The organism is Streptomyces nogalater (assembly GCF_039532885.1).
GTDB classification, from domain to species: domain Bacteria; phylum Actinomycetota; class Actinomycetes; order Streptomycetales; family Streptomycetaceae; genus Streptomyces; species Streptomyces nogalater.
The window spans coordinates 387,090-412,207 of sequence record NZ_BAAASM010000006.1; the positions used below are offsets into that span (position 1 = coordinate 387,090).

Below are 25,118 nucleotides of genomic sequence, written 5' to 3' on the forward strand. Positions count from 1 at the left end.
GCGCGCTGAAGGGAAGTGCCGCGGTCTCCTTCACAAGATCGGCGAACAACCGTGGCGCGTCCCCTATATCCAGTATCGAGGGGAGAGCGGCCTTACGCCGCGAGAGCTGCGCTTGTGGTGGGTATGCCAGGAGCTGTCCCACCACTCCGGCGGGGCGGTGGGTGACGAGCGCCCGCCGAAGACCGCCACCGGCCACGCCGCCCCCGCGGGCGCGGGGCACGTACCCTCTTCTGTTGTGCCGAACCCCAACGAAGACACTCCCTCTGCCCTGAGCCAGGCGCAGCAGCGCGCGGTCGCCGAGCTGCTGCGGGTGGCGCCCGTCGCCGACGATCTCGCCCGCCGTTTCCAGGAGGCCGGGTTCTCGCTCGCCCTGGTCGGTGGATCGGTCCGTGACGCGCTGCTCGGCCGGCTCGGTAACGACCTGGACTTCACCACCGACGCCCGCCCCGAGGACGTACTGAAGATCGTCCGGCCATGGGCGGACGCCGTCTGGGAGGTGGGGATCGCCTTCGGTACGGTCGGCGCGCACAAGGGCGGCTACCAGATCGAGATCACCACCTACCGGTCGGAGGCGTACGACCGCACCTCGCGCAAGCCGGAGGTGTCGTACGGCGACTCCATCGGGGAGGACCTCGTCCGGCGCGACTTCACGGTGAACGCGATGGCCGTGGCGCTGCCGGAGAAGACGTTCATCGATCCGCACGGTGGCCTGGAGGACCTCGCCGCCCGTGTGCTGAGGACGCCGGGCACGCCCGAGGAGTCCTTCTCGGACGATCCCCTGCGGATGATGCGGGCCGCCCGGTTCGCCGCCCAGCTGGACTTCACGGTGGCCCCCGAGGTCGTCACGGCCATGACGGAGATGGCCGGGCGGATCGAGATCGTCTCGGCGGAGCGGGTCCGGGACGAGCTCAACAAGCTCATCCTGTCCGCGCACCCGCGCAAGGGGCTGACGCTGCTGGTCGACACCGGGCTCGCCGAGTACGTGCTGCCCGAGCTGCCGGCGCTGCGCCTGGAGAGCGACGAGCACCACCGGCACAAGGACGTCTACGAACACACGCTGATCGTCCTGGAGCAGGCGATCGCGCTGGAGGAGGACGGCCCCGACCTCACCCTCCGGCTGGCCGCGCTGCTGCACGACATCGGCAAGCCGCGCACCCGCCGCTTCGAGAAGGACGGCCGGGTCTCCTTCCACCACCACGAGGTGGTCGGCTCCAAGATGACCAAGAAGCGCATGACCGCCTTGAAGTACTCCAACGAGCTGGTGAAGGACGTCTCCCGGCTGGTCGAACTCCATCTGCGATTCCACGGCTACGGCACCGGGGAATGGACGGACTCGGCGGTCCGCCGCTATGTCCGGGACGCGGGCCCGCTGCTGGACCGTCTGCACAAGCTGACCCGCTCCGACTGCACCACGCGCAACAAGCGGAAGGCGGTGGCGCTCTCCCGGGCCTACGACGGCCTGGAGAAGCGGATCGCCCAGCTGAAGGAGCAGGAAGAGCTGGACGCCATCCGCCCCGACCTCGACGGCAACCAGATCATGGAGATCCTGGGAGTGGGGCCCGGCCCGGCCATCGGCAAGGCGTACAAGCACATGCTGGAGCTGCGCCTGGAGCACGGCCCCATGGAGCACGATGTCGCGGTGGCGGCCCTCAAGGAGTGGTGGGCCGCGCAGAGCTGAGCCGGACCCGGGGGTGTTTCACGTGAAACACCCCCGGGGCGGCGACACCGAGGGCCGATGTTTCACGTGAAACGTCGGCCCTCGGCCCGTCCTGGCGGGACTCCGGGCGGGCTCACCGGTTCATCGCCGCCCGAAGCGTGCCAGGGCCAGGGCGATCACGCCGTAGATGAGGGCGACCAGCAGCACCAGCACTGCCGAGCGGCCGTCCGGCGGCAGCATCAGCGCAGCCACCCCCGCCGCTCCGACGAAGGCGACGTTGAAGAGGACGTCGTACAGGGAGAAGACCCGGCCACGGAAGCCGTCCTCCACGGACGCCTGGACGATCGTGTCCGTGGCGATCTTGGCTCCCTGGGTGATCAGCCCCAGGACGAAGGCGGCGACCATGAGGGGTCCGGTGGTGAACGGGAGTCCCAGGGCGGGTTCCAGCACCATGGCCGCGCCGGAGCAGACCACGATCCAGCGCCGGGGGCCGAGTCGTCCCGCCGCCCAGGGAGTCACCAGGGCCGCCGCGAAGAACCCCGCGCCGGACAGCGTCAGCGCCACCCCCAGCAGCCGCAGGCCTTCCGAGGGAGAGCCGGCCAGGGCATAGCGGCAGAGCATGAGCAGCAGCACGAGGAGCGCCCCGTAGCAGAAGCGCATCAACGTCATCGCGGCCAGGGCCCAGGCCGCCTCGCGGCGCCCGGGGTCCGTCAGATGCCGGATGGCCGCCGGCAGCCCGCGCGCGGTCTCGGCGAGCGCCGCGCCGAGGCGGGGCCGGACCGGGCGCCGGTCGGGGCCGAGAAGACCGGTGGGCAGGAGCAGGGACGCGAGGCTCGCGCTCAGATAGAGCAGGGCACCGCACAGGACCACTGCCGCGTCGGAGTCGGACGTCACGATCCGGATGCCGAAGGCCAGGCCTCCTCCGACGGTCGCGGCCAGAGTGCCGGCCGTCGGGGAAAGCGAGTTGGCCAGTACCAGGCGCTCGGCGTCGACCACCCGGGGCAGGGCGGCGGAGAGTCCGGCGAGTACGAAGCGGTTGACGGCCGTGACGCACAGCGCGGAGACGTAGAACAGCCAGTCGGGGGCCTGGCTCGTGATGAGCGCGGCGGTGGCCGCCGCCAGCAGGGCGCGCAGCAGATTGCCGTACACGAAGACCTGCCGGCGCCGCCAGCGGTCCAGCAGGACACCGGCGAAGGGGCCGACCAGGGAGTAGGGGAGCAGCAGGACGGCCATGGCCGAGGCGATGGCGGCGGCCGAGGCCTGTTTCTCGGGTGAGAACACGACGTAGGCGGCGAGCGCGACCTGGTAGACACCGTCGGCGCCCTGGGACAGAAGGCGGACGTACAGCAGGCGCCGGAAATGCCGCAGGCTCCACAGCAGGCGCAGGTCACGTACGACGGGCATGGGCGACAGCCTCACACATGCGGAAGGTCCCCGGGTCACGTGACCCGGGGACCTTCACAGCCCTGGCAGGAGCGTTTCGTGCGAGCGGTTCTCAGCGCCTCAGCGCTCGACCTCGCCGCGGATGAACTTCTCGACGTTCTCGCGGGCCTCGTCGTCGAAGTACTGGACCGGCGGGGACTTCATGAAGTACGAGGAGGCCGACAGGATCGGGCCGCCGATGCCGCGGTCCTTGGCGATCTTCGCGGCGCGCAGGGCGTCGATGATGACACCGGCGGAGTTCGGGGAGTCCCAGACCTCCAGCTTGTACTCCAGGTTCAGCGGGACGTCACCGAAGGCACGGCCCTCCAGGCGGACGTAGGCCCACTTGCGGTCGTCCAGCCAGGCCACGTAGTCGGACGGGCCGATGTGGACGTTCTTCTCGCCGAGGTCCCGGTCGGGGATCTGGGAGGTGACGGCCTGCGTCTTGGAGATCTTCTTGGACTCCAGGCGCTCGCGTTCGAGCATGTTCTTGAAGTCCATGTTGCCGCCGACGTTCAGCTGCATCGTGCGGTCGAGGATGACACCGCGGTCCTCGAACAGCTTCGCCATGACACGGTGCGTGATGGTCGCGCCGACCTGGGACTTGATGTCGTCACCGACGATCGGGACGCCCGCCTCGGTGAACTTGTCCGCCCACTCCTTGGTGCCGGCGATGAAGACCGGGAGGGCGTTGACGAAGGCGACCTTGGCGTCGATGGCGCACTGGGCGTAGAACTTCGCCGCGTCCTCGGAACCCACGGGCAGGTAGCAGACCAGGACGTCGACCTGCTTGTCCTTCAGGACCTGGACGACGTCGACCGGCTCCTCGGCGGACTCCTCGATGGTGGCGCGGTAGTACTTGCCGAGGCCGTCGAGGGTGTGGCCGCGCTGGACCGTGACACCGGTGCTGGGCACGTCGCAGATCTTGATGGTGTTGTTCTCGGAGGCGCCGATGGCGTCCGCCAGGTCCAGACCGACCTTCTTGGCGTCGACGTCGAACGCCGCGACGAACTCGACGTCGCGCACGTGGTAGTCACCGAACTGCACGTGCATCAGGCCGGGGACCTTGGACGCCGGGTCGGCGTCCTTGTAGTACTCGACTCCCTGCACCAGCGACGCGGCGCAGTTGCCCACGCCGACGATGGCTACGCGAACCGAACCCATTCCGGTTGCTCCCTGTGTGTACGAGTGAGGCCCTGACTGGGTCTCACGTGGCGGTGTCGTCGGGCGTATCCGTGCGGGGAGCCTCCCCGCGACGGGGCAGGCCGCCCGTCGATCCAGTGGTGGTGTCCTGCTGAGCGGGCCCCCCGGACGCGGAACCTCTCAGGTCCCGCCCGGCCCGCTCGCTCTCGATGAGCTCGTTCAGCCAGCGCACTTCGCGCTCCACGGACTCCATCCCGTGGCGCTGGAGCTCAAGCGTGTAGTCGTCGAGGCGTTCCCGGGTGCGCGCCAGAGAGGCGCGCATCTTCTCCAGGCGCTCCTCCAGGCGGCTGCGCCGGCCCTCCAGGACGCGCATGCGCACATCGCGCGAGGTCTGCCCGAAAAAGGCGAACCGCGCGGCGAAGTGTTCGTCCTCGTAGGCGTCGGGGCCGGTCTGCGAGAGCAGCTCCTCGAAGTGTTCCTTGCCTTCCGCCGTCAGCCGGTAAACGATCTTGGCGCGGCGTCCGGCGAGGGGAGCGGCGAGGGCGTCCTCCTGCGTGTTCCCGGGCTCCTCGATCAGCCAGCCGTTGGCGACCAGCGTCTTGAGGCAGGGGTAGAGCGTCCCGTAGCTGAACGCACGGAACACACCCAGCGATGTGTTCAGCCGTTTACGCAGCTCATAGCCGTGCATCGGGGACTCCCGCAGCAGGCCGAGCACGGCGAACTCAAGGATGCCGGAGCGCCGGCTCATCGTCGCCTCCTCCCGGCCCGCGGGGCAGTCCCGCAGGTCTCGCAGTGCCTGTCAGCGCTTTATCTCGCGCTGATGTATCGGTTCGATACATCACGACGATAGAACGGCCCGTCACATGCGACAAGGGGGACGGCGGTGAACGGGATCACATCACCGATTCGTAGGAGGCAAGTTGCCTGTTTTGGGGTGAACTTCGGGGCTCGACGCGTTTTGGCGATGCGTAGTCTGTGCGGCATGGACACCACCGGGAACTGCTTGACGCCTGGGGAGCGTCCTGGTCCCCGGTGCAGTACGGGTGAATGCGGAACCGACCACATCCGTACTTCGGGGGGACCGGAAACCAGCCGCCGTTCCAGGCGCGCACGGGTGCGCCTGCCCGAGGAGTAATCGTTCGATGAGCGAGCACCGTCGCAAACCGCCGCAGCCGCAGGGAGGCGGACGTGCCGCGGCCCGACGCGGCCAGTCCGGCTCGTCCTCCGGCCGCCGTGCGGCACCGCGAGGCGCCACCGGGTCTGCTGCCGACTCCTATGGGTCCCGATCCTATGGGCCGGGCTCCCCTGGCCCTGGGGGCGAGGAGCGTCCCTACGGCGGCCGGGCCGAGGCGCGCCGTGCGGCGCAGAGAGGCGGCCGGCGCAGAGGGGCCGAGGAGACCGGCCCCGGCGGCCGGCGCGGCGGACCGGGCGGGGCGAGCGGCCCCGGACGCGGCAAGGGCCGCGCGGCGACGGCGCCCGGAAAGAAGCGGTTCATCGACTACCCCCGGACCGGCAAGGACGGCTGGCGGCGCTGGGTGCCGTCCTGGAAACTGGTCAGCGGGGTGTTCGTCGGCTTCGTCGGCGGCCTGGTGGTGATGATCGGCGTCGGCTACGCGATGGTGTCGATCCCCAACGAGAACGACGCGGCGAAGTCGCAGAACAACGTCTACTACTGGGCCGACGGCACCCAGATGGTGGCCACGGGCACCGGCGTCAACCGGCAGAACGTCAGCATCGCCCAGATCCCCGAGGCGATGCGGTGGGCGGTGATCTCCGCCGAGAACAAGTCCTTCTACGACGACTCCGGCGTCGATCCCATGGGCATCGCGCGCGCCATGGCCAACATGGCCCGGGGCGGCCAGACGCAGGGTGGCTCGACGATCACCCAGCAGTACGTGAAGAACACGTATCTGAGCCAGGAGCAGACCGTCACCCGCAAGTTCAAGGAGATGTTCATCTCCATAAAGGTGGGCACGAAGCTCAAAAAGGACCAGATCCTCCAGGGCTACCTGAACACCTCGTACTTCGGCCGGGGCGCGTACGGCATCCAGGCCGCGGCGCAGACCTACTACGGCAAGGACGCGGTCGACCTCAAGCCGAGCGAGTGCGCCGTCCTGGCCGCGCTGCTCAAGGGCCCGACGTACTACGACCCCGCGGGCAACCAGGACCTCGACGAGACGGCGACCCCGCAGGCCAACGAGAAGCGCTCCAAGGAGCGCTGGGCCTGGATCCTCGGCGAGATGCACAAGGACAAGCACCTCAGCGACGCCGAGTACAAGGAAGCCATCGCCCAGTACCCCAAGCCCGACGGCCGCAAGGCGACCAAGGGCATGACCGGCCAGGTCAGCTATCTGGTCGACACGGCGAAGAAGTACGTCCTCGCCCACTCCGACATCACGGAGGCGAAGTTCGACAAGGGCGGCTACCAGATCTACACGACCTTCGAGAAGGACAAGGTCAGCGCGCTGGCCAAGGCCGTGAAGAACGTGCAGGAGGAGAAGCTCGACCCGGAGCACCGGGATCTGGACAAGTACGTGCAGTTCGGCGCGGCCTCGGTGAAGCCCGACGACGGCGCGATCGTCGCGCTGTACGGCGGTGACGGCTACGAGAACGGGCACTTCACCAACAACGCCGACACCTCCGGTGTCCCCGTGGGTTCCACCTGGAAGCCCTTCGTGCTCGCCGCGGCCATGGAGTACGGCACGTACAAGTCCGGCGGACAGGGTGTGTCCCCGCTGAGCAAGTACAACGGCGACGACCATCTCAAGGTCCGCAAGCCGGACGGGACGTATTTCCTCAACAAGGACAACTCCTACTTCTTCCAGGAGAACGAGAGCGACCATCCCTGGGGTTACATCACCCTGCACAAGGCGATGGAGCAGTCCGTCAACACACCGTTCGTGCAGCTCGGTGTGGATGTCGGGATGTCCAGGGTCCGTGACGTCGCCAAGGCGGCCGGCATCCTCCCCCAGAGCATGTCGCAGGACCTCAACCCGTCCTTCGCCATCGGTACGTCCACGCCCAGCGCGATCCGCATGGCCGACGCCTACGCGACCTTCGCCGCGTCCGGCAAGCAGACCGACCCGTACTCCGTGACGGCCGTCAAGTACAACGGCACCGACGCGCCCAGCTTCGTCAAGCCGAAGCCCGCGCCCAAGGAGGCGATGGACCCCAATATCGCCAACAACGTCACGGACGTTCTGGAGAACGTCATCCAGAACGGAACCGGCAAGAAGGCCCTCGCTCTCGGTCGTGCGGCGGCGGGCAAGACCGGTACCACCGATGAGAACAAGTCGGCCTGGTTCGTCGGCTACACCCAGCAGCTGTCGACCTCGGTGGCGATGTTCCGCGAGAACCCCAAGGACCACAAGCTCCTGTCCATGAACGGCACCGCCAACACGGACTCCATCCACGGCGGTGACATCCCGACGCAGGTGTGGACCGAGTACATGAAGGCCGCGCTCAAGGGCCAGAGCGACCCGGGCTTCCCGAAGGCCACCCCGATCGGCACGGTCCAGAACCAGGCGGGAGCCCCCACGCCCACTCCGAGCTTCACCCCCACACCGAGCCGGACCCCGAGCGCCACGCCGACCCCGACTCCCAGCAAGACGACGCCCACGCCGACCCCCTCGGCGAGCGAAACCTGCGGCTTCGGGTGGGGCGACGACTGCGGTGACAACGGCAACGGTGGCGGCGACGGCGGCGGCGACGGCATCGGAGGCACCGATACCGGCGGTACCGACGGAGGCACCTTCCCGACGCCCACGGGCACGGAGACCACCGGAACCGGGAACAGCCGGGGCAATGGAAACGGCAACGGCAGTACCGACGGAGGCTTCTTCGCAGGTCAGGAGAGCTGATCCGGTTCCGGACGATTGGCGCGGTATAGCCCGCCAGGAGTGTTTCACGTGAAACATGGGCCGTCGCACCCCCGAGGTGCGACGGCCCATGGCGTATTCCTGGACGGGTACGGCTTCCCGGACACGTACGGCAGGATGAGCCCCATGCCCAGTGCAGAGACGACGCCCGCGCGCCAGCACGAGCCCGAGCCCGTGCGGCCCGCCGCGGCAGAACCGGTGCAGCCGACCAGGGAGGACGAGGTCGCCGCCGCCGGCAGTGAGCTGATCGGCGGACCCCTGGGGCGGCACGCCCTGACCGGGACCTCCTGGTGGACTCCGGTGCGGATCGTGGCGCTCGTCGCCATCGGCATGTTCGCCCTCGGTCTGGTCCAGAAGGCACCCTGCTACCACGACGCCTGGTTCTTCGGCGCGAGCAGCCAGTACACGCACGCCTGCTACTCGGACATTCCGCACCTCTACCAGGGCCGCGGATTCGCCGACGATCTCGTGCCGTACTTCGACAAGCTCCCCGGCGACATGGACTACCTCGAATACCCGGTACTCACCGGGCTCTTCATGGAGGTGGCCTCCTGGCTGACGCCGCACAGCGGCTCCATCCAGCACCAGGAACGGTGGTACTGGTTCGTCAACGCCGGGATGCTGATGGCGTGTGCCGCCGTCATCGCCGTCTGCGTGGCCCGTACCCACCGCCGGCGCCCCTGGGACGCCCTGCTGGTCGCCCTGGCACCCGCCTTCGCCCTGACCGCGACCATCAACTGGGACCTGCTCGCCGTGGCGCTGACGGCCGCCGCGATGCTGATGTGGTCGCGGGGCCGGGCCCTCGCCTTCGGTGTCCTCCTCGGCCTCGCAACGGCCGCCAAGCTGTATCCCTTCCTGCTGCTCGGTTCCTTGCTGGTGCTGTGCTGGCGGGCCGGGAAGTGGCGCGCGTTCTTCCAGGGCCTGGCGGGCGCGGTGGGTGCCTGGCTCGTGGTCAACCTGCCGGTGATGCTCGCCCACGACTCGTCGGGCTTCCACATCCGCGAGGGCTGGGCGAAGTTCTACACCTTCAGTAAGGAGCGCGGCGTCGACTTCGGCTCCTTCTGGCTGATCTGGGCACAGAACTCCAGCGACCCGCCCACCACCGGATTCATCAACAACGCGGCCACCGTGCTGGTGGTGCTGTGCTTCCTCGGCATCGCCGCGCTGACGTTCACCGCCCCGCGCAGGCCGCGCTTCGCCCAGCTCGCCTTCCTGATGGTGGCCGCCTTCGTCCTCACCAACAAGGTCTACTCGCCGCAGTACGTCCTGTGGCTGGTGCCGCTGGCGGCCCTCGCCCGGCCCAAGTGGCGGGACTTCCTGATCTGGCAGGCGTGCGAGGTGGCGTACTTCCTGGGCATCTGGCTGTACCTCGCCTACACGACCAGCGGAGACGCCCACAAGGGACTGCCGACGCAGGGCTACCACTGGGCGATCGTGGTCCACCTGCTGGGCACGCTGTACCTGTGCGCCGTCGTCGTACGGGACATCCTCATGCCGGAGCGGGACGTGGTACGCAGGTCCGGGGACGACGACCCCTCGGGCGGGGTGCTCGACGGGGCGCCGGACGCCTTCGCGCTCGGTGCGGCGGCGGCCGGTCCGCCGGAGCAGGACACGCGGTTCGGAGCACCGCCGGTGGACTGGGGCCGCCCAGGGACACCCTCTCCGGGCGACCGCTCGCTCTGAGAGCGCCGGGCATCCCGGCGACGGGGCGCAGGTACACGGAAGGCCGTATCCGGGGCTCAGGATACGGCCTTCCCGCCGTCGTGGCCCGCCTCAGCGGTCCACGATGCGGTCGAACTGGGTCGTGGTGTGCCGCAGGTGGGCCACCAGCTCGTCGCCCACGTGCGGTTCGGGGGCGTCGGAGGGCACGAACAGGATCGACACCTGCATGTGCGGCGGCTCAGCGAACCAGCGCTGCTTGCCGCCCCAGACGAACGGGGAGAGGTTCCGGTTGACCGTGGCCAGGCCGGCCCGGGCGACGCCCTTGGCGCGCGGCATGACGCCGTGCAGGGCCTTCGGGGCCTCCAGACCCACCCCGTGCGACGTACCGCCCGCCACGACCACCAGGTAGCCGTCCGAGGCCGCCTTCTGCTGCCGGTAGCCGAACCGGTCGCCCTTCGCCACGCGCGTGACGTCCAGGACCGCGCCGCGGTACTCGGTGGCCTCGTGGTCCCCGAGCCACAGCCGCGTGCCGATACGGGCGCGGAACCGGGTCTGCGGGAACTGCTGCTGAAGGCGGATCAGCTCCTCCGCCTTGAGGTGGCTGACGAACATCGTGTGCAGCGGCAGCCGGGCCGCACGCAGCCGGTCCATCCAGCCGATGACCTCCTCGACGGCGTCCGAGCCGTCGGTGCGGTCCAGCGGCAGGTGGATGGCGAAGCCCTCAAGCCGGACGTTCTCTATGGCCTGGTGCAGCTGCGGCAGGTCGTGCTCGCTGACGCCGTGCCGCTTCATCGAGGACATCACCTCGATGACGACACGGGCGCCGACGAGGCCGTAGACGCCGTCGACGGACGACACCGAGCGCACCACCCGGTCGGGCAGCGGGACGGGCTCCTCACCGCGGCGGTACGGCGTCAGCACCAGCAGGTCACCGCTGAAGAAGTCCTTGATGCGCGCGGCCTCGTAGGTGGTGCCGACGGCGAGCAGGTCGGCACCGAGCCGGGTGGCCTCCTCCGACAGCCGCTCGTGCCCGAAGCCGTAGCCGTTGCCCTTGCAGACCGGGACGAGCCCTGGGAACTGCTCCTGCACGTGCTTGTGGTGCGCCCGCCAGCGCGCGGTGTCGACGTAGAGCGTGAGCGCCATGGCCGGACCCGGGACCTTTCTCGTGGCTGGGGTGGATCAGAGAGGGAAGAGCTGTGAAGGCTATGGAATCAAACGCCCGCGCGGCTCAGCGGCGCGACATGTAGATGTCGAGCGCCTTGTGGAGCAGCTTGTTCAGCGGGAAGTCCCATTCGCCGAGGTACTCGGCGGCCTGACCGCCGGTGCCCACCTTGAACTGGATCAGACCGAACAGGTGGTCGGTCTCGTCCAGGGAGTCGGAGATACCGCGCAGGTCGTAGACGGTGGCGCCCATCGCGTAGGCGTCGCGCAGCATCCGCCACTGCATCGCGTTCGACGGCCGGACCTCGCGCCCGATGTTGTCGGAGGCGCCGTAGGAGTACCAGACGTGCCCGCCGACGATCAGCATCGTCGCCGCGGAGAGGTTCACGCCGTTGTGGCGCGCGAAGTACAGCCGCATGCGGTTGGGGTCCTCGGTGTTGAGGGCGGTCCACATGCGCTGGAAGTACGACAGCGGGCGCGGCCGGAACTTGTCACGGACGGCCGTGATCTCGTACAGCCGCTGCCACTCGGGCAGGTCCTGGTAACCGCCCTGGACGACCTCGACGCCCGCCTTCTCCGCCTTCTTGATGTTGCGGCGCCACAGCTGGTTGAAGTTCTTGTGGACCTCTTCCAGGGAGCGGTTGGCCAGCGGCACCTGATAGACGTAGCGGGGCTGCACGTCGCCGAAGCCGGCGCCGCCGTCCTCGCCCTGCTGCCAGCCCATGCGGCGCAGCTTGTCGGACACCTCGAAGGCACGCGGCTCGATGTAGTCGGCCTGCAGGTCACGCAGCCGCTTGACGTCCGGGTCCTGGATGCCGCGCTTGATCGTGTCCGCGTTCCAGCGGCGGATGATCACCGGCGGGCCCATCTTCACGGAGAAGGCGCCCTGCTGCTTCAGGTGCGCCAGCATCGGCTGGATCCAGTCGTCCAGGTTCGGCGCGTACCAGTTGATGACCGGGCCCTCGGGCAGGTAGGCGAGGTAGCGCTTGATCTTGGGCAGCTGGCGGTAGAGGACGAGGCCGACGCCGACCAGATGACCGCTCTTGTCGAACCACCCGAGGTTCTCCGAACGCCACTCCGCCTTGACATCGGCCCAGGCCGGGACCTGCATGTGGCTCGCCGCCGGCAGGCTCTGGATGAAGGCCAGATGCTGCTCGCGACTGATGGTCCTCAGGGTCAGGCTCATTCGGGGCGCTCCTCGGGCTGGTGTGTCCCCATGGGTTCAGGGGCTCCGGCTCTCGCGCCGAAGCCTACTGCGCCTTGCGAGCGCCCCGACTGGGCATACGGTCCTTGAGCCCGGGAGTCAGCCCACTACACCGCCGAACAGACCACCGTGCGCCATGCCGATCAGGAAGCCGACCCCCGCGGCACCGAGGCCCAGGATGAGGCCGAACCGCTCGCGCGTGGTCACCGAGACCCACTGTCCGTACACGCCGGTGCACAGCGCCACCAGGCCCGCCCACGAGGTCAGCAGGTGCAGACCGTGGAAGAAGGCCGTGATGAAGGACAACAGGCCGAGGACGAGCGTCACCGCCATCAGGGCGTCCTGCAGCGGATGAGGCTTGCCGTCCGTGGCGAAGAGCGAACCGGCGGTGTTGGGTTGCAATGCCTGTGCCATGGGCACCTCCAGCGGAAGGCGGCGCATCGTAGCGCCGTACACACCCGTTGTGTACAGATTGTCCGGTCCGGCGGCCGGATTTCAACCGGAAGCCGGTGTGCGGGTAGTCTGTACCGTCTGCACTGGTGTCTGCCCAGACCTGTCCAGGTCACACCGACCGGCTCCCCCGAGGGAACCCCGATTGTCAGTGGCGGCCGATACCGTTGCGTACGCATCACAACCCTCCTGCCACGGAACGACCGTGGCCGCTGAGTCCAAAGGAGGTGGGTTCCACATGCGTCACTACGAGGTGATGGTCATCCTCGACCCCGATCTTGAGGAGCGCGCTGTCTCCCCTCTGATCGAGAACTTCCTGTCCGTCGTCCGTGACGGTGGCGGCAAGGTTGAGAAGGTCGACACCTGGGGCCGTCGTCGTCTCGCCTACGAGATCAAGAAGAAGCCCGAGGGCATCTACTCGGTCATCGACCTGCAGGCCGAGCCTGCGGTCGTCAAGGAGCTCGACCGCCAGATGAACCTGAACGAGTCGGTCCTCCGGACCAAGGTCCTCCGCCCCGAGACCCACTGAGCCCCGCGCTCAGCTGATCCCGGGATTCGAGTAGCAGCAACCAAGCAGCCAGAGCAGCAAACCCGCCGAGAGGTTCCCCCATGGCAGGCGAGACCGTCATCACGGTCATCGGCAATCTTGTCGACGACCCCGAGCTGCGCTTCACCCCGTCCGGTGCGGCGGTCGCGAAGTTCCGCGTCGCGTCCACTCCCCGCACCTTCGACCGCCAGACGAACGAGTGGAAGGACGGCGAAAGCCTGTTCCTGACCTGCTCGGTCTGGCGCCAGGCGGCGGAGAACGTCGCCGAGTCGCTCCAGCGAGGCATGCGCGTCATCGTGCAGGGCCGGCTGAAGCAGCGGTCCTACGAGGACCGCGAGGGCGTCAAGCGCACGGTCTACGAGCTGGACGTCGACGAGGTCGGCCCCAGCCTGCGCAACGCCACGGCCAAGGTCACCAAGACCGCCGGTGGCGGTGCCCGCGGTGGCCAGGGTGGTTACGGCGGCGGTGGCGGCCAGGGCGGCGGCTGGGGCGGTGGCCCCGGTGGCGGTCAGGGCGGCGCTCCGGCCGACGACCCGTGGGCGACCGGCGGCGCTCCCGCCGGTGGCAACCAGGGTGGCGGCGGCTGGGGCGGCGGCTCCGGCGGCGGTGGCGGCTACTCGGACGAGCCCCCCTTCTAAGCCTCCGGGCCAGGCCCTTTGGGCCGAGGGTGGGCATACCCCCACTTCTTGATCACACAGGAGAAACACCCATGGCGAAGCCGCCTGTGCGCAAGCCGAAGAAGAAGGTCTGCGCTTTCTGCAAGGACAAGGTCACGTACGTGGACTACAAGGACACGAACATGCTGCGGAAGTTCATTTCCGACCGCGGCAAGATCCGTGCCCGCCGCGTGACCGGCAACTGCACGCAGCACCAGCGTGACGTCGCCACGGCCGTCAAGAACAGCCGTGAGATGGCGCTGCTGCCCTACACCTCCACCGCGCGATAAGGGAAGGGTGACCGACTCATGAAGATCATCCTCACCCACGAGGTCTCCGGCCTCGGTGCCGCGGGCGACGTCGTCGACGTCAAGGACGGTTACGCTCGCAACTACCTGATCCCGCGGAAGTTCGCTATCCGCTGGACCAAGGGTGGCGAGAAGGACGTCGAGCAGATCCGCCGCGCCCGTAAGATCCACGAGATCCAGACCATCGAGCAGGCCAACCAGGTCAAGGCCCAGCTTGAGGGCGTCAAGGTCCGCCTGGCGGTCCGCTCCGGCGACGCCGGCCGTCTCTTCGGTTCCGTCACCCCGGCCGACATCGCGTCCGCGATCAAGGCTTCCGGTGGCCCCGAGGTGGACAAGCGCCGCATCGAGCTGGGTGCCCCGATCAAGACCCTGGGCGCCCACGAGACGTCCGTGCGTCTGCACCCCGAGGTTGCCGCCAAGGTCAACATCGAGGTCGTCGCGGCCTGATCGGCGCGTGATCGCAACGCTCGCTTGAGCCGTTGAGAGGGGCCGTACCCGTGAAGGGTGCGGCCCCTTTCGCATGATTGTGCGTCCCGTGTCCGGGGTGGTCACCGCGGCATGTTTCACGTGAAACGGTCAACGCCCGGAAGCGGGCGGAAGGGTCAGCGGGTCGCGCCCGTCACGATCCAACGGCCCGAGCGGGTCCGCAGCCACAGCGTCAGCATCCGGACCGTCATCATCAGGGCCATCGCCGCCCAGACCGCCGTGAGCCCGCCGCCGAGCGTGGGCACCAGCAGGGCCACCGGGGCGAATACCGCCAGGGTGACGACCATGGCCCCGGCCAGATAAGGGCCGTCTCCCGCGCCCATCAGGACTCCGTCGAGAACGAAGACGATCCCGCAGACGGGCTGCGCCAGCGCCACGAGCAGCAAGGCCGGCAGCGCGGCGTCCTTCACCCCGGAGTCGCCGGTGAACAGCGGCAGGAAGAGCGGCCGCGCGACCACGACGAGCACACCCAGGACGACACCGGTCGCGATGCCCCACTGCACCATGCGACGACAGGCCTGGCGAGCCCCCTGGGCGTCGTCCGCACCGAGGTAGCGGCCGATGATGGCCTGCCCCGCGATCGCTATCGCGTCGAGCGCGAAGGACAGCAGATTCCACAGGGAGAGGATGATCTGGTGCGCGGCGATGTCGGCGTCCCCGAGGCGGGCCGCGACCCCCGTGGCGATCATGGTCATCGCCCGCAGGGAGAGCGTACGGACCAGGAGGGGTACGCCGGCCTGGGCCGAGGCACGGATTCCGGCGGCGTCGGGCCGGAGGGAGGCGCCGTGCCGACGGGCCCCGCGGACGACCACCGTCAGATAGACGGCGGCCATGCCGCACTGCGCGATGACGGTGCCCCAGGCCGAGCCGGCGATGCCGAGTCCGGCGCCGTAGACGAGGCCGGCGTTGAGGGCGGCGTTGGTGACGAAGCCGCCGACGGCGACGTAGAGCGGGGTCCTGGTGTCGTGCAGTCCGCGCAGTACTCCGGTCGCGGCCAGGACGATGAGCATCGGGGGGATGCCCAGCGCGGAGATGCGCAGGTAACTGGTGGCGTAGGGAGCCGCGGTGGACGAGGCGCCGAAGAGGTCGATGATGACGGGGGCCAGCGGCAGGAAGACGGCGATGACGGCGATGCCGAGCAGCAGCGCCAGCCAGATGCCGTCCATGCCCTGCCGGATCGCTGCCGGGAGGTCTCCGGCACCCACACGACGGGCCACCGCGGCGGTGGTGGCGTAGGCAAGGAAGATGAACACGCTCACGGCGGTGGTGAGGAGCGCGGAGGCGATACCGAGACCGGCCAGTTGGGCGGTCCCGAGGTGACCGACGATCGCACTGTCGGCCATGACGAAAAGAGGCTCGGCGACGAGGGCACCGAAGGCCGGGATGGCCAGCGCGACGATTTCTCGGTCGTGCCGCCGACGGGTGGCCTGGGCGATGTCTGGAGCCTGTGTCATGCGCATCAATCTAATCGTCCACAGGTAAGAGATGCAACCGTCCTGTGGTCCTTACCTGTCCTTACCTGTCCTCTCGGGCCGTGTCCTTTCGGGCACCGTTCGAAGTGATCTTGGCCCGACCGGGAAAGTTTTTCTTCTGCACAGCCAGTGGATCGCAAAGCCGCAGGTCAGGGGCATGTTGTCGGGAAGATCGAGGGCTTGTTCACAGGGCTGTCCACCGGGTCGTGCACAGGTTTCGGCGAGTTCTCCACAGCATCGGGCCCGTCGTCCACATGGCCTGTGGATAACCAGATTGGCTGACGGTGCCGACGGGCCTACCGTGGTGCGGCGCCCGCTCCTTCCCACGGCCCGGCGAGTGACCCTCTTCCGGCCCGGGAACCGTCACAAATCCGACGCGCGAGAACCGGAGTCGGGCTTCTCGATTTGTCAGTGTCGTGCCGTACAAAAGAGGCCACGGCGAGGTCCGCCGTGCGGACGGGAGGAGGTGGCTCGGTGAGCATTTCCGAGCCCTTGGACGATCCGTGGGCCGACAGCGGACCCAGCGATCGTCTGCCGGCCTCCCGCCGGCGGAGTGACGGCGGCCGGGGCCGCGACGAACAGCACGACCGGGGCCGGGAGACCGGCACCTGGGACGGCGGAGCTTCCTCTTTCGAGCGGGTGCCGCCGCAGGACCTGGACGCCGAGCAGTCGGTGCTGGGCGGCATGCTGCTGTCCAAGGACGCCATCGCCGACGTCGTGGAGATCCTCAAGGGCCACGACTTCTACAAGCCCGCGCACGAGACGATCTACCAGGCCATCCTGGACGTCTATGCCAAGGGCGAGCCGGCGGACCCGATCACCATCGCCGCCGAGCTGACCAAGCGCGGTGAGATCAACAAGGTCGGCGGCGCCGCGTATCTGCACAGCCTCGTCCAGACCGTTCCGACGGCGGCCAACGCGGAGTACTACGCGGAGATCGTCCACGAGCGGGCCGTCCTGCGCCGCCTGGTGGAAGCCGGTACGCGCATCACGCAGATGGGGTACGCGGCCGACGGCGACGTGGACGAGATCGTCAACCGCGCCCAGGCCGAGATCTACGCCGTCACCGAGCAGCGCACCAGCGAGGACTACCTCCCGCTCGGCGACATCATGGAGGGCGCCCTCGACGAGATCGAGGCGATCGGCTCGCGCAGCGGCGAGATGACGGGCGTGCCCACCGGGTTCACCGACTTCGACTCCCTCACCAACGGCCTCCACCCCGGGCAGATGATCGTCATCGCGGCCCGCCCCGCCATGGGTAAGTCGACGCTCGCGCTGGACTTCGCGCGGGCCGCGTCCATCAAGCACAACCTGCCGAGCGTGATCTTCTCGCTCGAAATGGGCCGCAACGAGATTGCGATGCGTCTGCTGTCCGCCGAGGCGCGGGTCGCCCTGCACCACATGCGGTCCGGCACGATGACGGATGAGGACTGGACGCGGCTCGCCCGCCGGATGCCGGACGTGTCGGCCGCGCCGCTGTACATCGACGACTCCCCGAATCTGTCGATGATGGAGATCCGGGCCAAGTGCCGGCGCCTGAAGCAGCGCAACGACCTGAAACTCGTCGTCATCGACTACCTCCAGCTGATGCAGTCCGGCGGCTCCAAGCGCGCCGAGAGCCGTCAGCAGGAGGTCTCGGACATGTCCCGTAACCTCAAGCTGCTCGCCAAGGAGCTGGAGATCCCGGTCATCGCGCTCTCCCAGCTGAACCGTGGTCCCGAGCAGCGCACCGACAAGAAGCCGATGGTGTCCGACCTGCGTGAGTCCGGCTCCATCGAGCAGGACGCCGACATGGTCATCCTGCTGCACCGCGAGGACGCGTACGAGAAGGAGTCCCCGCGCGCGGGCGAGGCGGACCTGATCGTCGCCAAGCACCGAAACGGCCCCACGGCCACCATCACGGTCGCCTTCCAGGGTCACTACTCCCGCTTCGTGGACATGGCCCAGACCTGATGCCGTGAGGGGCGTGACCCCGGCCCGGGCGGTGAGGGCGCTCCAGGGTTCCGGTGCGCGACAGGCGCCACTATGGTGGCCCGATGGTGTCGATCAAGCAGTTCCAGGTCACTTTCGACTGCGCGGAACCGGAGCGACTCGCCCGTTTCTGGTGCGAGGTGCTGGGGTACGTCGTGCCTCCGCCCCCGGAGGGGTTCGCCAGCTGGGACGAGTTCGATCGCTCGCTGCCGCCCGAGGACCAGGGTTCGCGGTTCGCCTGCGTGGATCCCTCCGGCGTGGGTCCGCGCCTTTTCTTCCAGCGCGTTCCCGAAGGCAAGGTCGTCAAGAACCGGGTGCATCTCTGCGTGCGGGTCGGCACCGGGCTCGTGGGTGAGGAGCGTCTGGCCGCGCTCGAAGCCGAGTGCGCGCGACTGGTGCCGCTCGGGGCGGTACGTCAGCGACTGCTGTACGACGGCCACGACTCGTGCATCGTGATGCAGGACATCGAGGGCAACGAGTTCTGTATCGACTGAGAGGCCGCGAACCCGACGAGCCGTACGGCGGCGGATGCCGCCACAGGGCCCGGGCGCGTAAATGGATTCGACGGCCGCCATCGGCACGGGGTGGACTGGGGCACATGACGACACCTCAGGAATCGCTGCTGCCGGGCACCCGGCGGGCACTGCTGCACCGAATCGCCGTCGCGCAGGCCGAGGGACGGGCTCCTTCGCTGGTGGCCGCCGTCGTACGGGACGGGCGGACCGTCTGGCACGGGGCGCGGACCTCGGTGGACGGACACGGGCCGGACGAGAACGTGCAGTACCGGATCGGGTCCATCACCAAGACCTTCACCGCCGTGCTGGTGCTGCGGCTGCGCGACGAGGGCCTGCTCGACCTCGGTGATCCGCTGGAGAAGCATCTGCCGGGCACCGGTGTGGGGGAGGCGACCATCGCGGAACTGCTCGCCCACACCGCGGGGCTGGCGGCCGAATCACCCGCGCCCTGGTGGGAGCGGACGCCAGGCTCGCTGCGGCCCGAGCTGAGCGATGTGCTGGGCGAGCAGCCCCTGCTGCACCCCGCCGGCCGGCGGCACCACTACTCCAACCCGGGCTACACCCTGCTCGGCGCGCTGGTGGAGGAGGTGCGTGGTGCGCCTTGGGAGGAGGTGCTGCGCGGGGAGGTCCTGGAGCCGCTCGGGCTGCACCGGACGAGTACGCGACCGCAGGCTCCGCACGCGGGCGGCTGGGCGGTGCACCCGTGGGCCGACGCGATGCTGCCCGAGCCGATGGAGGACTTGGGCCGGATGGCGCCGGCCGGCCAGCTCTGGTCGACCACCGGGGACCTGGCGCGGTTCGCCGCGTTTCTGGCCCGGGGAGACGACCGGGTCCTCAGCGCGCGGTCGGTGGCGGAGATGCGGACGCCCGCGGCACCGGCCGAGAGCGCGGACGTGATGGACGGGATCACGTACGGCCTCGGGCTGCAGATCCGGCACCAGGACGGCCGGTTGCTCGTCGGGCACAGCGGTTCGCTGCCGGGCTTCCTGGCGAACCTGACCATCAGCGTGGCGGACGATGTCGCCGCGGTGGTGCTCACCAACTGCACCAGCGGGCCGCTGCCCGGTGCCGTGGCGGCGGACCTGGTACGCATCGTCGCCGAGGCGGAACCCCGCATCCCGGAGCCCTGGCGGCCCCTGCGCGAGGTCGATCCGGCGGTGCTGGAACTGGTGGGGCAGTGGTACTGGGGAACCCACGCCTTCGGCCTGCGCGCGACCGCCGACGGGTTGCTCTCCCTGGCGCCGCTGACCGGGGGAGGCCGCAGGGCCCGCTTCCGCGCGAACGGGGACGGCACCTGGACCGGGCTGGAGGGCTACTACGCCGGTGAACTGCTGCGGCCGGTGCGGCGCCCGGACGGGTCCGTGAGCCATCTCGACCTCGGCTCGTTTGTGTTCACCCGGCAGCCGTACGACCCCGAGGCAGCGGTGCCCGGGGGCGTCGATGCGGAGGGGTGGCGGGGCATCGGCTGACCCCCGGCCGCAGGGGTGTGTTTCACGTGGAACACACCCCTTTGGCCGTTCAGGCGCCCCGGAGCATGGTCAGAGCCGTAGTTTGAAGCCCTCGTGCGAGGCCGTGAAGCCCAGCCGCTCGTAGAAGCGGTGGGCGTCGGTGCGTGTCTTGTCGGACGTCAGCTGCACCATCCGGCAGTCGAGCCGGCGGGCGGTGTCGATCGCCCACCCGATCAGTTGGCTGCCCAGCCCGCTGCCCCGCTCGTCGGCATGGATGCGCACGGCCTCGATGAGCGCGCGGCTGGCTCCCTGATGCGAGAGCCCGGGGATGATCGTGAGTTGCAGGGTCCCGATGACACGGTCTTCGCGCACGGCGACGACGAGGTGCTGGTTCGGGTCGGCGGCCAGGCGTTCCAGCGCGGTCCGGTACGGCGTCAGGTCGTCCGGCGACTCGCGCTGGGCTCCGAGCGGATCGTCGGCGAGCATCGCGACGATCGCCGGAAGGTCGTCGGTGGTCGCGGCGCGTATCTCAAGATCTCCCATGCGCGCACCTTATGCGGGCACGCTCAGCGACTCCACCACCCGGACCAGCGGGGCCAGTTCGGGACTCTTCGCGGCGCTGTCCAGAGCCTCCCGCAGGGCGGCGTCATTGGTGGGCCGCGCCTCCTCCAGCAGGCGCAGGCCCGTCTCGGTGACGTTGGTGTAGATGCCGCGCCGGTCGGTGGGGCAGAGGTAGCGCTCCAGCAGGCCGCGGTCCTCCAGCCGACTCACCAGGCGGGTGGTGGCGCTCTGGCTGAGTACGACCGCGTCGGCGACCTGCTTCATCTGCAGATGTCCGCCCTCGCCGGCGTGCTGCCTGCTGAGTACGTCCAGCAGCGAGTACTCGCGCACGCTCAGATCGTGCTTGGCCTGCAAGGCGCGCTCGATGTGCGCCTCGATCCTTCCGTGCAGCGCAGAAAGGGCGCACCAGCCCTGAGCGAGGGCGGTGAGCGCTGGGTCCGTCGCTGTCATTGGCGTTTCCTCCGTCCCGGAGTGGCTTCCACAAGAGTAGAGCACCGCCGCAATAGTCGGCGCTTGCAATTATCCGGCGTCTGCAATTATTGTGGACGCACGCAAAGCGCTCCTGCAACCGTTTGGGAAGGTGTACCCCCACATGCCTCTCGCGCTTCTGGCCCTCGCGATCGGGGCCTTCGGAATCGGAACGACAGAGTTCGTGATCATGGGCTTGCTGCCCGAGGTCGCGAACGACTTCGGGGTCTCCATCCCCACGGCGGGCCTGCTCGTGACCGGCTACGCGCTCGGCGTGGTCATCGGTGCCCCGATCATGACCGTGCTCGGCACCAAGGTCCCGCGCAAGCGCATGCTGATGCTGCTGATGGGCCTCTTCATCGCCGGCAACCTGCTCTCCGCCGTGGCACCGGCCTTCGCGATCATGCTTCTCGGACGGGTGATCGCCTCCCTCGCGCACGGCGCCTTCTTCGGCATCGGCTCGGTCGTCGCGGCCGAGCTCGTCGCACCGGACAAGAAGGCCGGCGCCATCGCGATGATGTTCACCGGTCTGACCGTCGCCAATGTCGTCGGCGTACCGCTGGGCACGCTCATCGGTCAGAGCGTCGGCTGGCGCGTCACCTTCGGCATCGTCGCCGCGCTCGGCGTCGTCGGTCTCGCCGGCATCGCCAAGCTCGTTCCCGAGCTGCCCCGCCCGCAGGGCGTACGGCTGCGCCACGAGCTGGCCGCCTTCAAGAACGCCCAGGTGCTGCTCGCCATGGCGATGACCGTCCTCGGCTTCGGCGGCGTCTTCGCGGCCATCACCTACATCGCGCCGATGATGACCCACATCGCCGGATTCTCCGACGGGTCGGTCACCTGGCTGCTGGTCCTGTTCGGCCTCGGCATGGTCGGCGGCAACCTGATCGGTGGCAAGTTCGCCGACCGCGCCCTGATGCCGATGCTGTACATCTCCCTGGGCGCGCTGGCCGTCGTCCTGGCGCTCTTCACGCTCACCGCCCACAACAAGATCGCTGCCGCGGTGACCATCGCGCTGATCGGCGCCCTGGGCTTCGCCACCGTGCCGCCGCTGCAGAAGCGCGTCCTCGACCAGGCGCACGGCGCCCCGACGCTCGCGTCCGCCGTGAACATCGGCGCCTTCAACCTGGGCAACGCCCTGTCCGCCTGGCTCGGTGGCGTCGTGATCGCGGCCGGCTTCGGCTACACGTCCCCCAACTGGGTCGGTGCCGCCCTCGCTGCTGCCGCGCTGCTCCTCGCCTTCCTCTCGGCCGCCCTGGAGCGCCGGGACGGTACGCACCCCACCGTGGTCGCCTCCGGGACGCCGGCCGAGCGGGGGGCTCCCGTCCACCACTGAGCCGCCCGCACTCCGGACGCCTCACCCGTAACCCTCCAGACGTCCGTACCGGGGTTCCGTCCCGGTACGGCAAGCACCAACCACAGCACCACCTAAGGAGAACAGCTCCATGAGCACCACCGCCGTCGCCCCGCTCACCACCGAGGACGCCGAGCTGCTCGTCGCCACGGCCCGCCGGGCGGCCGAGGACGCCGGAGTCACCGTCAGCGTCACCGTCCTGGACGCCGGCGGCCACCTGCTCGCCTTCCGCCGGGATGACCGGGCCGTGCTGATCTCCGGCGAGACCAGCACCCGCAAGGCCTACACGGCTCTCCAGCTGAACGCGCCCACCGCCGACCTCGTCGACGCCGTCCAGCCCGGCGGCCTCTTCCACACCCTGCCCACCGCTCTCGACCGGCCCCTGCTGTTCATCGCGGGCGGTGTCCCCGTCCACCGGGACGGCCGGCTGATCGGCGCCATCGGCGTCGGTGGCGGTGCCCCGGAGCAGGACCACGGGTTCGCCACCGTGGCCGTGGCGGCGCTCGCCTGATCCGGTGGGCAGACCTCGTGAGGCCGGCCCCGTCGCACCGAGCGGCGGGGCCGGCGCACGTCCGTACGCGGATCAGCCCGCGGCGACGGTCAGGGGCGCGAACCGCCGGGTCCAGTCCCCCGGCAGATCCGCGATTCCGTAGGTCATCACCGAGTTGAAGGCGACAGAGGTCAGCCCCCGCTCCTTGGCCCAGGCCAGCAGCTCCTCGTGTCGCACGTCGACGTCGGTGCGCAGGGGGCGCTCGGTACGGGCCGCGAGCGAGGTGATGAGCGCCTTGGCGGTCTCCGTGTCGCGGGCGATCAGCGGGCCGACGACATGGGTGTCCATGTTGGGCCACGCGGCGGCGTAGCCGATGAGCCGGCCGGACTCCTCGGCGACGCGCAATTGATCGGCGAACGCGGGCAACCGGGTGATCAGAGGCGTGCGATCGGTGCCGAACACCTCCTCGTCGAGGCGCACGATCGCCGGGAGGTCCTCCGCCGTGGCGGCGCGTGTGTCGACCGCGGACTCCGGGCCGCCGGGAGTGAAGCGGCCCCTCAGCATCTCGGCCCGGCCCGTCACCTTGAAGCCCAGTTCCTCGTAGAGGGGCCGGCCGTGGAGTGTGGCGTGCAGGGTCAGCGGGGTGGTTCCCATGGACGAGACGATGTGCCGCATCAAACGCCGGCCGACGCCTTGGCGGGCATGACGTTCAGCCACCAGGACCATGCCGATGGCACCGAGATCCGGCCGCCCCCACCCGCCGTACTCCGTGACGACGCACGCGGCGACCAGACCGCCCTCGGGGTCGTCGATGCCGTATCCCTTCCCGGCGGTGAGGAGGAAGCCCCACTTGTGTTCCTCGCGTGGCCACCCCCGGTCTTCGGACAGGTCGGCGCAGGCGGTGAGATCGCGAAGCGTCAGACGGCGGATGGGCAGAGTGGTGAGGGAAGGAGTTGGCACGCAGGTCAGGCTGTCCGAACGGCGCCCCCGCCGTCCACCTGTTTCGATGCAGACGCACGTGCTTTTGGCCATCTCATGGCCATCCGTACAGCCATCGGTCAGCTGTGCGGTGTTTCACGTGAAACAGGGCACAGCCCACTAGCCTCGGCGCCATGACCAGACTCCATCTCTTCGACATGGACGGCACGTTGCTGCACGGGACCACCGCTCCCCTGGAGATATCGCGCCAGTTGGGCCTGGAAAGCGAGACGGTGGCGCTGGAGCGGGCGATCGCGGACGGGCGGATCGGACCGCCGGAGTATGCCGCGCAGGTGTACGACCTGTGGGCCCGCCTTACCGACGCGCATGTACGGACCGCGTTCGAGACGGCTCCCTGGCTGGCCCGGATCCGCGAGGTGTGGGCGGAGATCAGGAGCGCGGGCGAATACTGCGCGGTGGTCTCCCTCTCGCCCTCCTTCTTCGTCGAGCGCCTCCTGGACTGGGGCGCCCACGCGGCCCATGGCTCCCGTTTCCCGGCCGTACCGTTCACCGAGCCCGTCGATCCGTCGGGGGTGCTCAACGCCGCCGCCAAGGTGGTCATCGCCGAACGGCTCTGCGCGGAATTCGGAGTGACCCGGGCGGACTGCGTGGCGTACGGCGACTCGGCGTCGGACAAGGACCTGTTCGCCGCCGTGCCGGTGTCCGTGGCGGTCAACGCCGATGCCCACGTGGCAGACCTCGCCACCCACTCCTACTCGGGACGAGACCTGTGGGAGGCCTATGAACTGGTCGGACCGGCGCGGTAGTTCCCGGAGCGGCCGCGAGACGTTCGAGTCACCCGAGATCGGGGGCGTGCATGGCCCGTACTCCCTCGATGTTCCCGTCCAGGTAGTGGCGCAGGGACAGTGGGACGAGGTGGACGGAGGCGATGCCGACGCGGGTGAACGGGACGCGGACGATCTCGTACTCACCGGCCGGCTCATCCACTTCGGGGCCGTGTCGCAGGGCCGGGTCCATGGACTCCAGCCGGCAGACGAAGAAGTGCTGCACCTTCACGCCGGTCGCGCCGCCATCCTCACCGATGTGCTCCACCGTGTCCACGAAGCACGGCACCACGTCGGTGATCTTGGCACCGAGTTCCTCGTACACCTCCCGGTGCAGGGCGTCCACGACGGTCGAGTCCCCGGGCTCGACCCCGCCACCGGGAGTGACCCAGTAGGGATCGACGCCGGGCTTGGTGCGCTTGATCAGGATCAGGTCGTCACCGTCCAGGAGAACGGCACGGGCGGTGCGCTTGACCACGGGTCGGACGGTCATGGGAGAAATGTG

Annotated in this window: 24 protein-coding genes; 13 read left to right on the top strand and 11 right to left on the bottom strand. The window is 69.2% G+C overall.

The features are described from left to right. Positions 1-235: 235 nt before the first annotated feature. Positions 236-1,678 (top strand): CCA tRNA nucleotidyltransferase, encoded by a 1,443-nt coding sequence (locus ABD350_RS07460; RefSeq protein WP_344346976.1) that lies wholly within the window; start codon positions 236-238, stop codon positions 1,676-1,678. A 120-nt stretch (positions 1,679-1,798) separates the two neighbouring features. Here the strand turns inward: ABD350_RS07460 and ABD350_RS07465 are convergent, their stop codons facing one another. The 3 genes from ABD350_RS07465 to ABD350_RS07475 form a co-directional block, all read right to left on the bottom strand. Then, positions 1,799-3,061 carry an MFS transporter gene (locus ABD350_RS07465; RefSeq protein WP_344346977.1) on the bottom strand — a complete coding sequence of 421 codons (1,263 nt, stop codon included), beginning with the start codon at positions 3,059-3,061 and terminating at the stop codon, positions 1,799-1,801. Positions 3,062-3,160: 99 nt separating this feature from the next. Beyond that, positions 3,161-4,243, bottom strand: a complete 1,083-nt coding sequence (locus ABD350_RS07470) for an inositol-3-phosphate synthase (RefSeq protein ID WP_181792762.1) — start codon at positions 4,241-4,243, stop codon at positions 3,161-3,163. Positions 4,244-4,286: 43 nt separating this feature from the next. Next, positions 4,287-4,970, bottom strand: a complete 684-nt coding sequence (locus ABD350_RS07475) for a PadR family transcriptional regulator (protein ID WP_344346978.1) — start codon at positions 4,968-4,970, stop codon at positions 4,287-4,289. 394 nt (positions 4,971-5,364) lie between these two features. Between ABD350_RS07475 and ABD350_RS07480 the strand changes: the two genes are divergently transcribed. Then, complete coding sequence (locus ABD350_RS07480; RefSeq protein ID WP_344346979.1) at positions 5,365-8,082, top strand: transglycosylase domain-containing protein; 2,718 nt, start codon at positions 5,365-5,367, stop codon at positions 8,080-8,082. 144 nt (positions 8,083-8,226) lie between these two features. Beyond that, complete coding sequence (locus tag ABD350_RS07485; protein WP_344346980.1) at positions 8,227-9,783, top strand: glycosyltransferase family 87 protein; 1,557 nt, start codon at positions 8,227-8,229, stop codon at positions 9,781-9,783. A gap of 90 nt (positions 9,784-9,873) precedes the next feature. On the opposite strand, the gene ABD350_RS07490 is transcribed toward ABD350_RS07485, so the two are convergent. The 3 genes from ABD350_RS07490 to ABD350_RS07500 form a co-directional block, all read right to left on the bottom strand. Beyond that, positions 9,874-10,905 carry an alanine racemase gene (locus tag ABD350_RS07490; RefSeq protein WP_344346981.1) on the bottom strand — a complete coding sequence of 344 codons (1,032 nt, stop codon included), beginning with the start codon at positions 10,903-10,905 and terminating at the stop codon, positions 9,874-9,876. A gap of 85 nt (positions 10,906-10,990) precedes the next feature. Further along, positions 10,991-12,109, bottom strand: a complete 1,119-nt coding sequence (locus tag ABD350_RS07495) for a lipid II:glycine glycyltransferase FemX (RefSeq protein ID WP_181796709.1) — start codon at positions 12,107-12,109, stop codon at positions 10,991-10,993. Between the two features lie 117 nt (positions 12,110-12,226). Then, a complete protein-coding gene (locus ABD350_RS07500; protein WP_344346982.1) occupies positions 12,227-12,541 on the bottom strand; it encodes a hypothetical protein in 315 nt (104 codons plus the stop codon). A 274-nt stretch (positions 12,542-12,815) separates the two neighbouring features. Here ABD350_RS07500 and rpsF point away from each other — a divergent pair, with 274 nt between their 5' ends. From rpsF to rplI, 4 genes are all read left to right on the top strand, one after another. Next, positions 12,816-13,106, top strand: coding sequence for a 30S ribosomal protein S6 (gene rpsF, locus ABD350_RS07505; RefSeq protein ID WP_014673750.1), 291 nt, complete (start codon positions 12,816-12,818; stop codon positions 13,104-13,106). Positions 13,107-13,186: 80 nt separating this feature from the next. After that, a complete protein-coding gene (locus ABD350_RS07510) occupies positions 13,187-13,762 on the top strand; it encodes a single-stranded DNA-binding protein (RefSeq protein WP_289965989.1) in 576 nt (191 codons plus the stop codon). A 71-nt stretch (positions 13,763-13,833) separates the two neighbouring features. After that, positions 13,834-14,070, top strand: coding sequence for a 30S ribosomal protein S18 (gene rpsR, locus ABD350_RS07515; RefSeq protein ID WP_003949403.1), 237 nt, complete (start codon positions 13,834-13,836; stop codon positions 14,068-14,070). A gap of 18 nt (positions 14,071-14,088) precedes the next feature. Continuing rightward, positions 14,089-14,535 (top strand): 50S ribosomal protein L9, encoded by a 447-nt coding sequence (gene rplI / locus ABD350_RS07520; protein WP_030938854.1) that lies wholly within the window; start codon positions 14,089-14,091, stop codon positions 14,533-14,535. A gap of 155 nt (positions 14,536-14,690) precedes the next feature. Here rplI and ABD350_RS07525 read toward each other — a convergent pair whose 3' ends face one another. Next, on the bottom strand, positions 14,691-16,028 hold the full coding sequence (locus ABD350_RS07525; protein WP_344346983.1) for an MATE family efflux transporter: 1,338 nt from the start codon (positions 16,026-16,028) through the stop codon (positions 14,691-14,693). Between the two features lie 492 nt (positions 16,029-16,520). Between ABD350_RS07525 and dnaB the strand changes: the two genes are divergently transcribed. The 3 genes from dnaB to ABD350_RS07540 all read left to right on the top strand — a co-directional run bounded on the left by dnaB (position 16,521) and on the right by ABD350_RS07540 (position 20,001). Beyond that, on the top strand, positions 16,521-17,999 hold the full coding sequence (gene dnaB / locus ABD350_RS07530) for a replicative DNA helicase (RefSeq protein ID WP_344346984.1): 1,479 nt from the start codon (positions 16,521-16,523) through the stop codon (positions 17,997-17,999). 83 nt (positions 18,000-18,082) lie between these two features. Beyond that, a complete protein-coding gene (locus tag ABD350_RS07535; RefSeq protein WP_344346986.1) occupies positions 18,083-18,511 on the top strand; it encodes a VOC family protein in 429 nt (142 codons plus the stop codon). 104 nt (positions 18,512-18,615) lie between these two features. Further along, positions 18,616-20,001, top strand: a complete 1,386-nt coding sequence (locus tag ABD350_RS07540) for a serine hydrolase domain-containing protein (protein ID WP_344346987.1) — start codon at positions 18,616-18,618, stop codon at positions 19,999-20,001. 69 nt (positions 20,002-20,070) lie between these two features. On the opposite strand, the gene ABD350_RS07545 is transcribed toward ABD350_RS07540, so the two are convergent. Both ABD350_RS07545 and ABD350_RS07550 read right to left on the bottom strand, forming a co-directional pair. Then, complete coding sequence (locus ABD350_RS07545; RefSeq protein ID WP_344346988.1) at positions 20,071-20,523, bottom strand: GNAT family N-acetyltransferase; 453 nt, start codon at positions 20,521-20,523, stop codon at positions 20,071-20,073. A 9-nt stretch (positions 20,524-20,532) separates the two neighbouring features. Continuing rightward, positions 20,533-20,991: a MarR family winged helix-turn-helix transcriptional regulator gene (locus ABD350_RS07550; protein ID WP_344346989.1), complete on the bottom strand. Its 459-nt coding sequence runs from the start codon at positions 20,989-20,991 to the stop codon at positions 20,533-20,535. 142 nt (positions 20,992-21,133) lie between these two features. Between ABD350_RS07550 and ABD350_RS07555 the strand changes: the two genes are divergently transcribed. Then, entirely contained in the window at positions 21,134-22,342 is a 1,209-nt protein-coding gene (locus tag ABD350_RS07555) for an MFS transporter (protein ID WP_344346990.1), read from the top strand. A gap of 109 nt (positions 22,343-22,451) precedes the next feature. Continuing rightward, a complete protein-coding gene (locus ABD350_RS07560; RefSeq protein WP_344346991.1) occupies positions 22,452-22,871 on the top strand; it encodes a GlcG/HbpS family heme-binding protein in 420 nt (139 codons plus the stop codon). A 72-nt stretch (positions 22,872-22,943) separates the two neighbouring features. On the opposite strand, the gene ABD350_RS07565 is transcribed toward ABD350_RS07560, so the two are convergent. Continuing rightward, on the bottom strand, positions 22,944-23,810 hold the full coding sequence (locus tag ABD350_RS07565; RefSeq protein ID WP_344346992.1) for a GNAT family N-acetyltransferase: 867 nt from the start codon (positions 23,808-23,810) through the stop codon (positions 22,944-22,946). A gap of 152 nt (positions 23,811-23,962) precedes the next feature. Here ABD350_RS07565 and ABD350_RS07570 point away from each other — a divergent pair, with 152 nt between their 5' ends. After that, the gene (locus ABD350_RS07570) at positions 23,963-24,595 is read left to right on the top strand and encodes an HAD family hydrolase (protein WP_344346993.1); all 633 of its coding nucleotides are present in this window, start codon (positions 23,963-23,965) and stop codon (positions 24,593-24,595) included. 28 nt (positions 24,596-24,623) lie between these two features. Here ABD350_RS07570 and ABD350_RS07575 read toward each other — a convergent pair whose 3' ends face one another. Then, on the bottom strand, positions 24,624-25,106 hold the full coding sequence (locus ABD350_RS07575) for an NUDIX domain-containing protein (RefSeq protein ID WP_030640089.1): 483 nt from the start codon (positions 25,104-25,106) through the stop codon (positions 24,624-24,626). Positions 25,107-25,118: the final 12 nt, after the last annotated feature.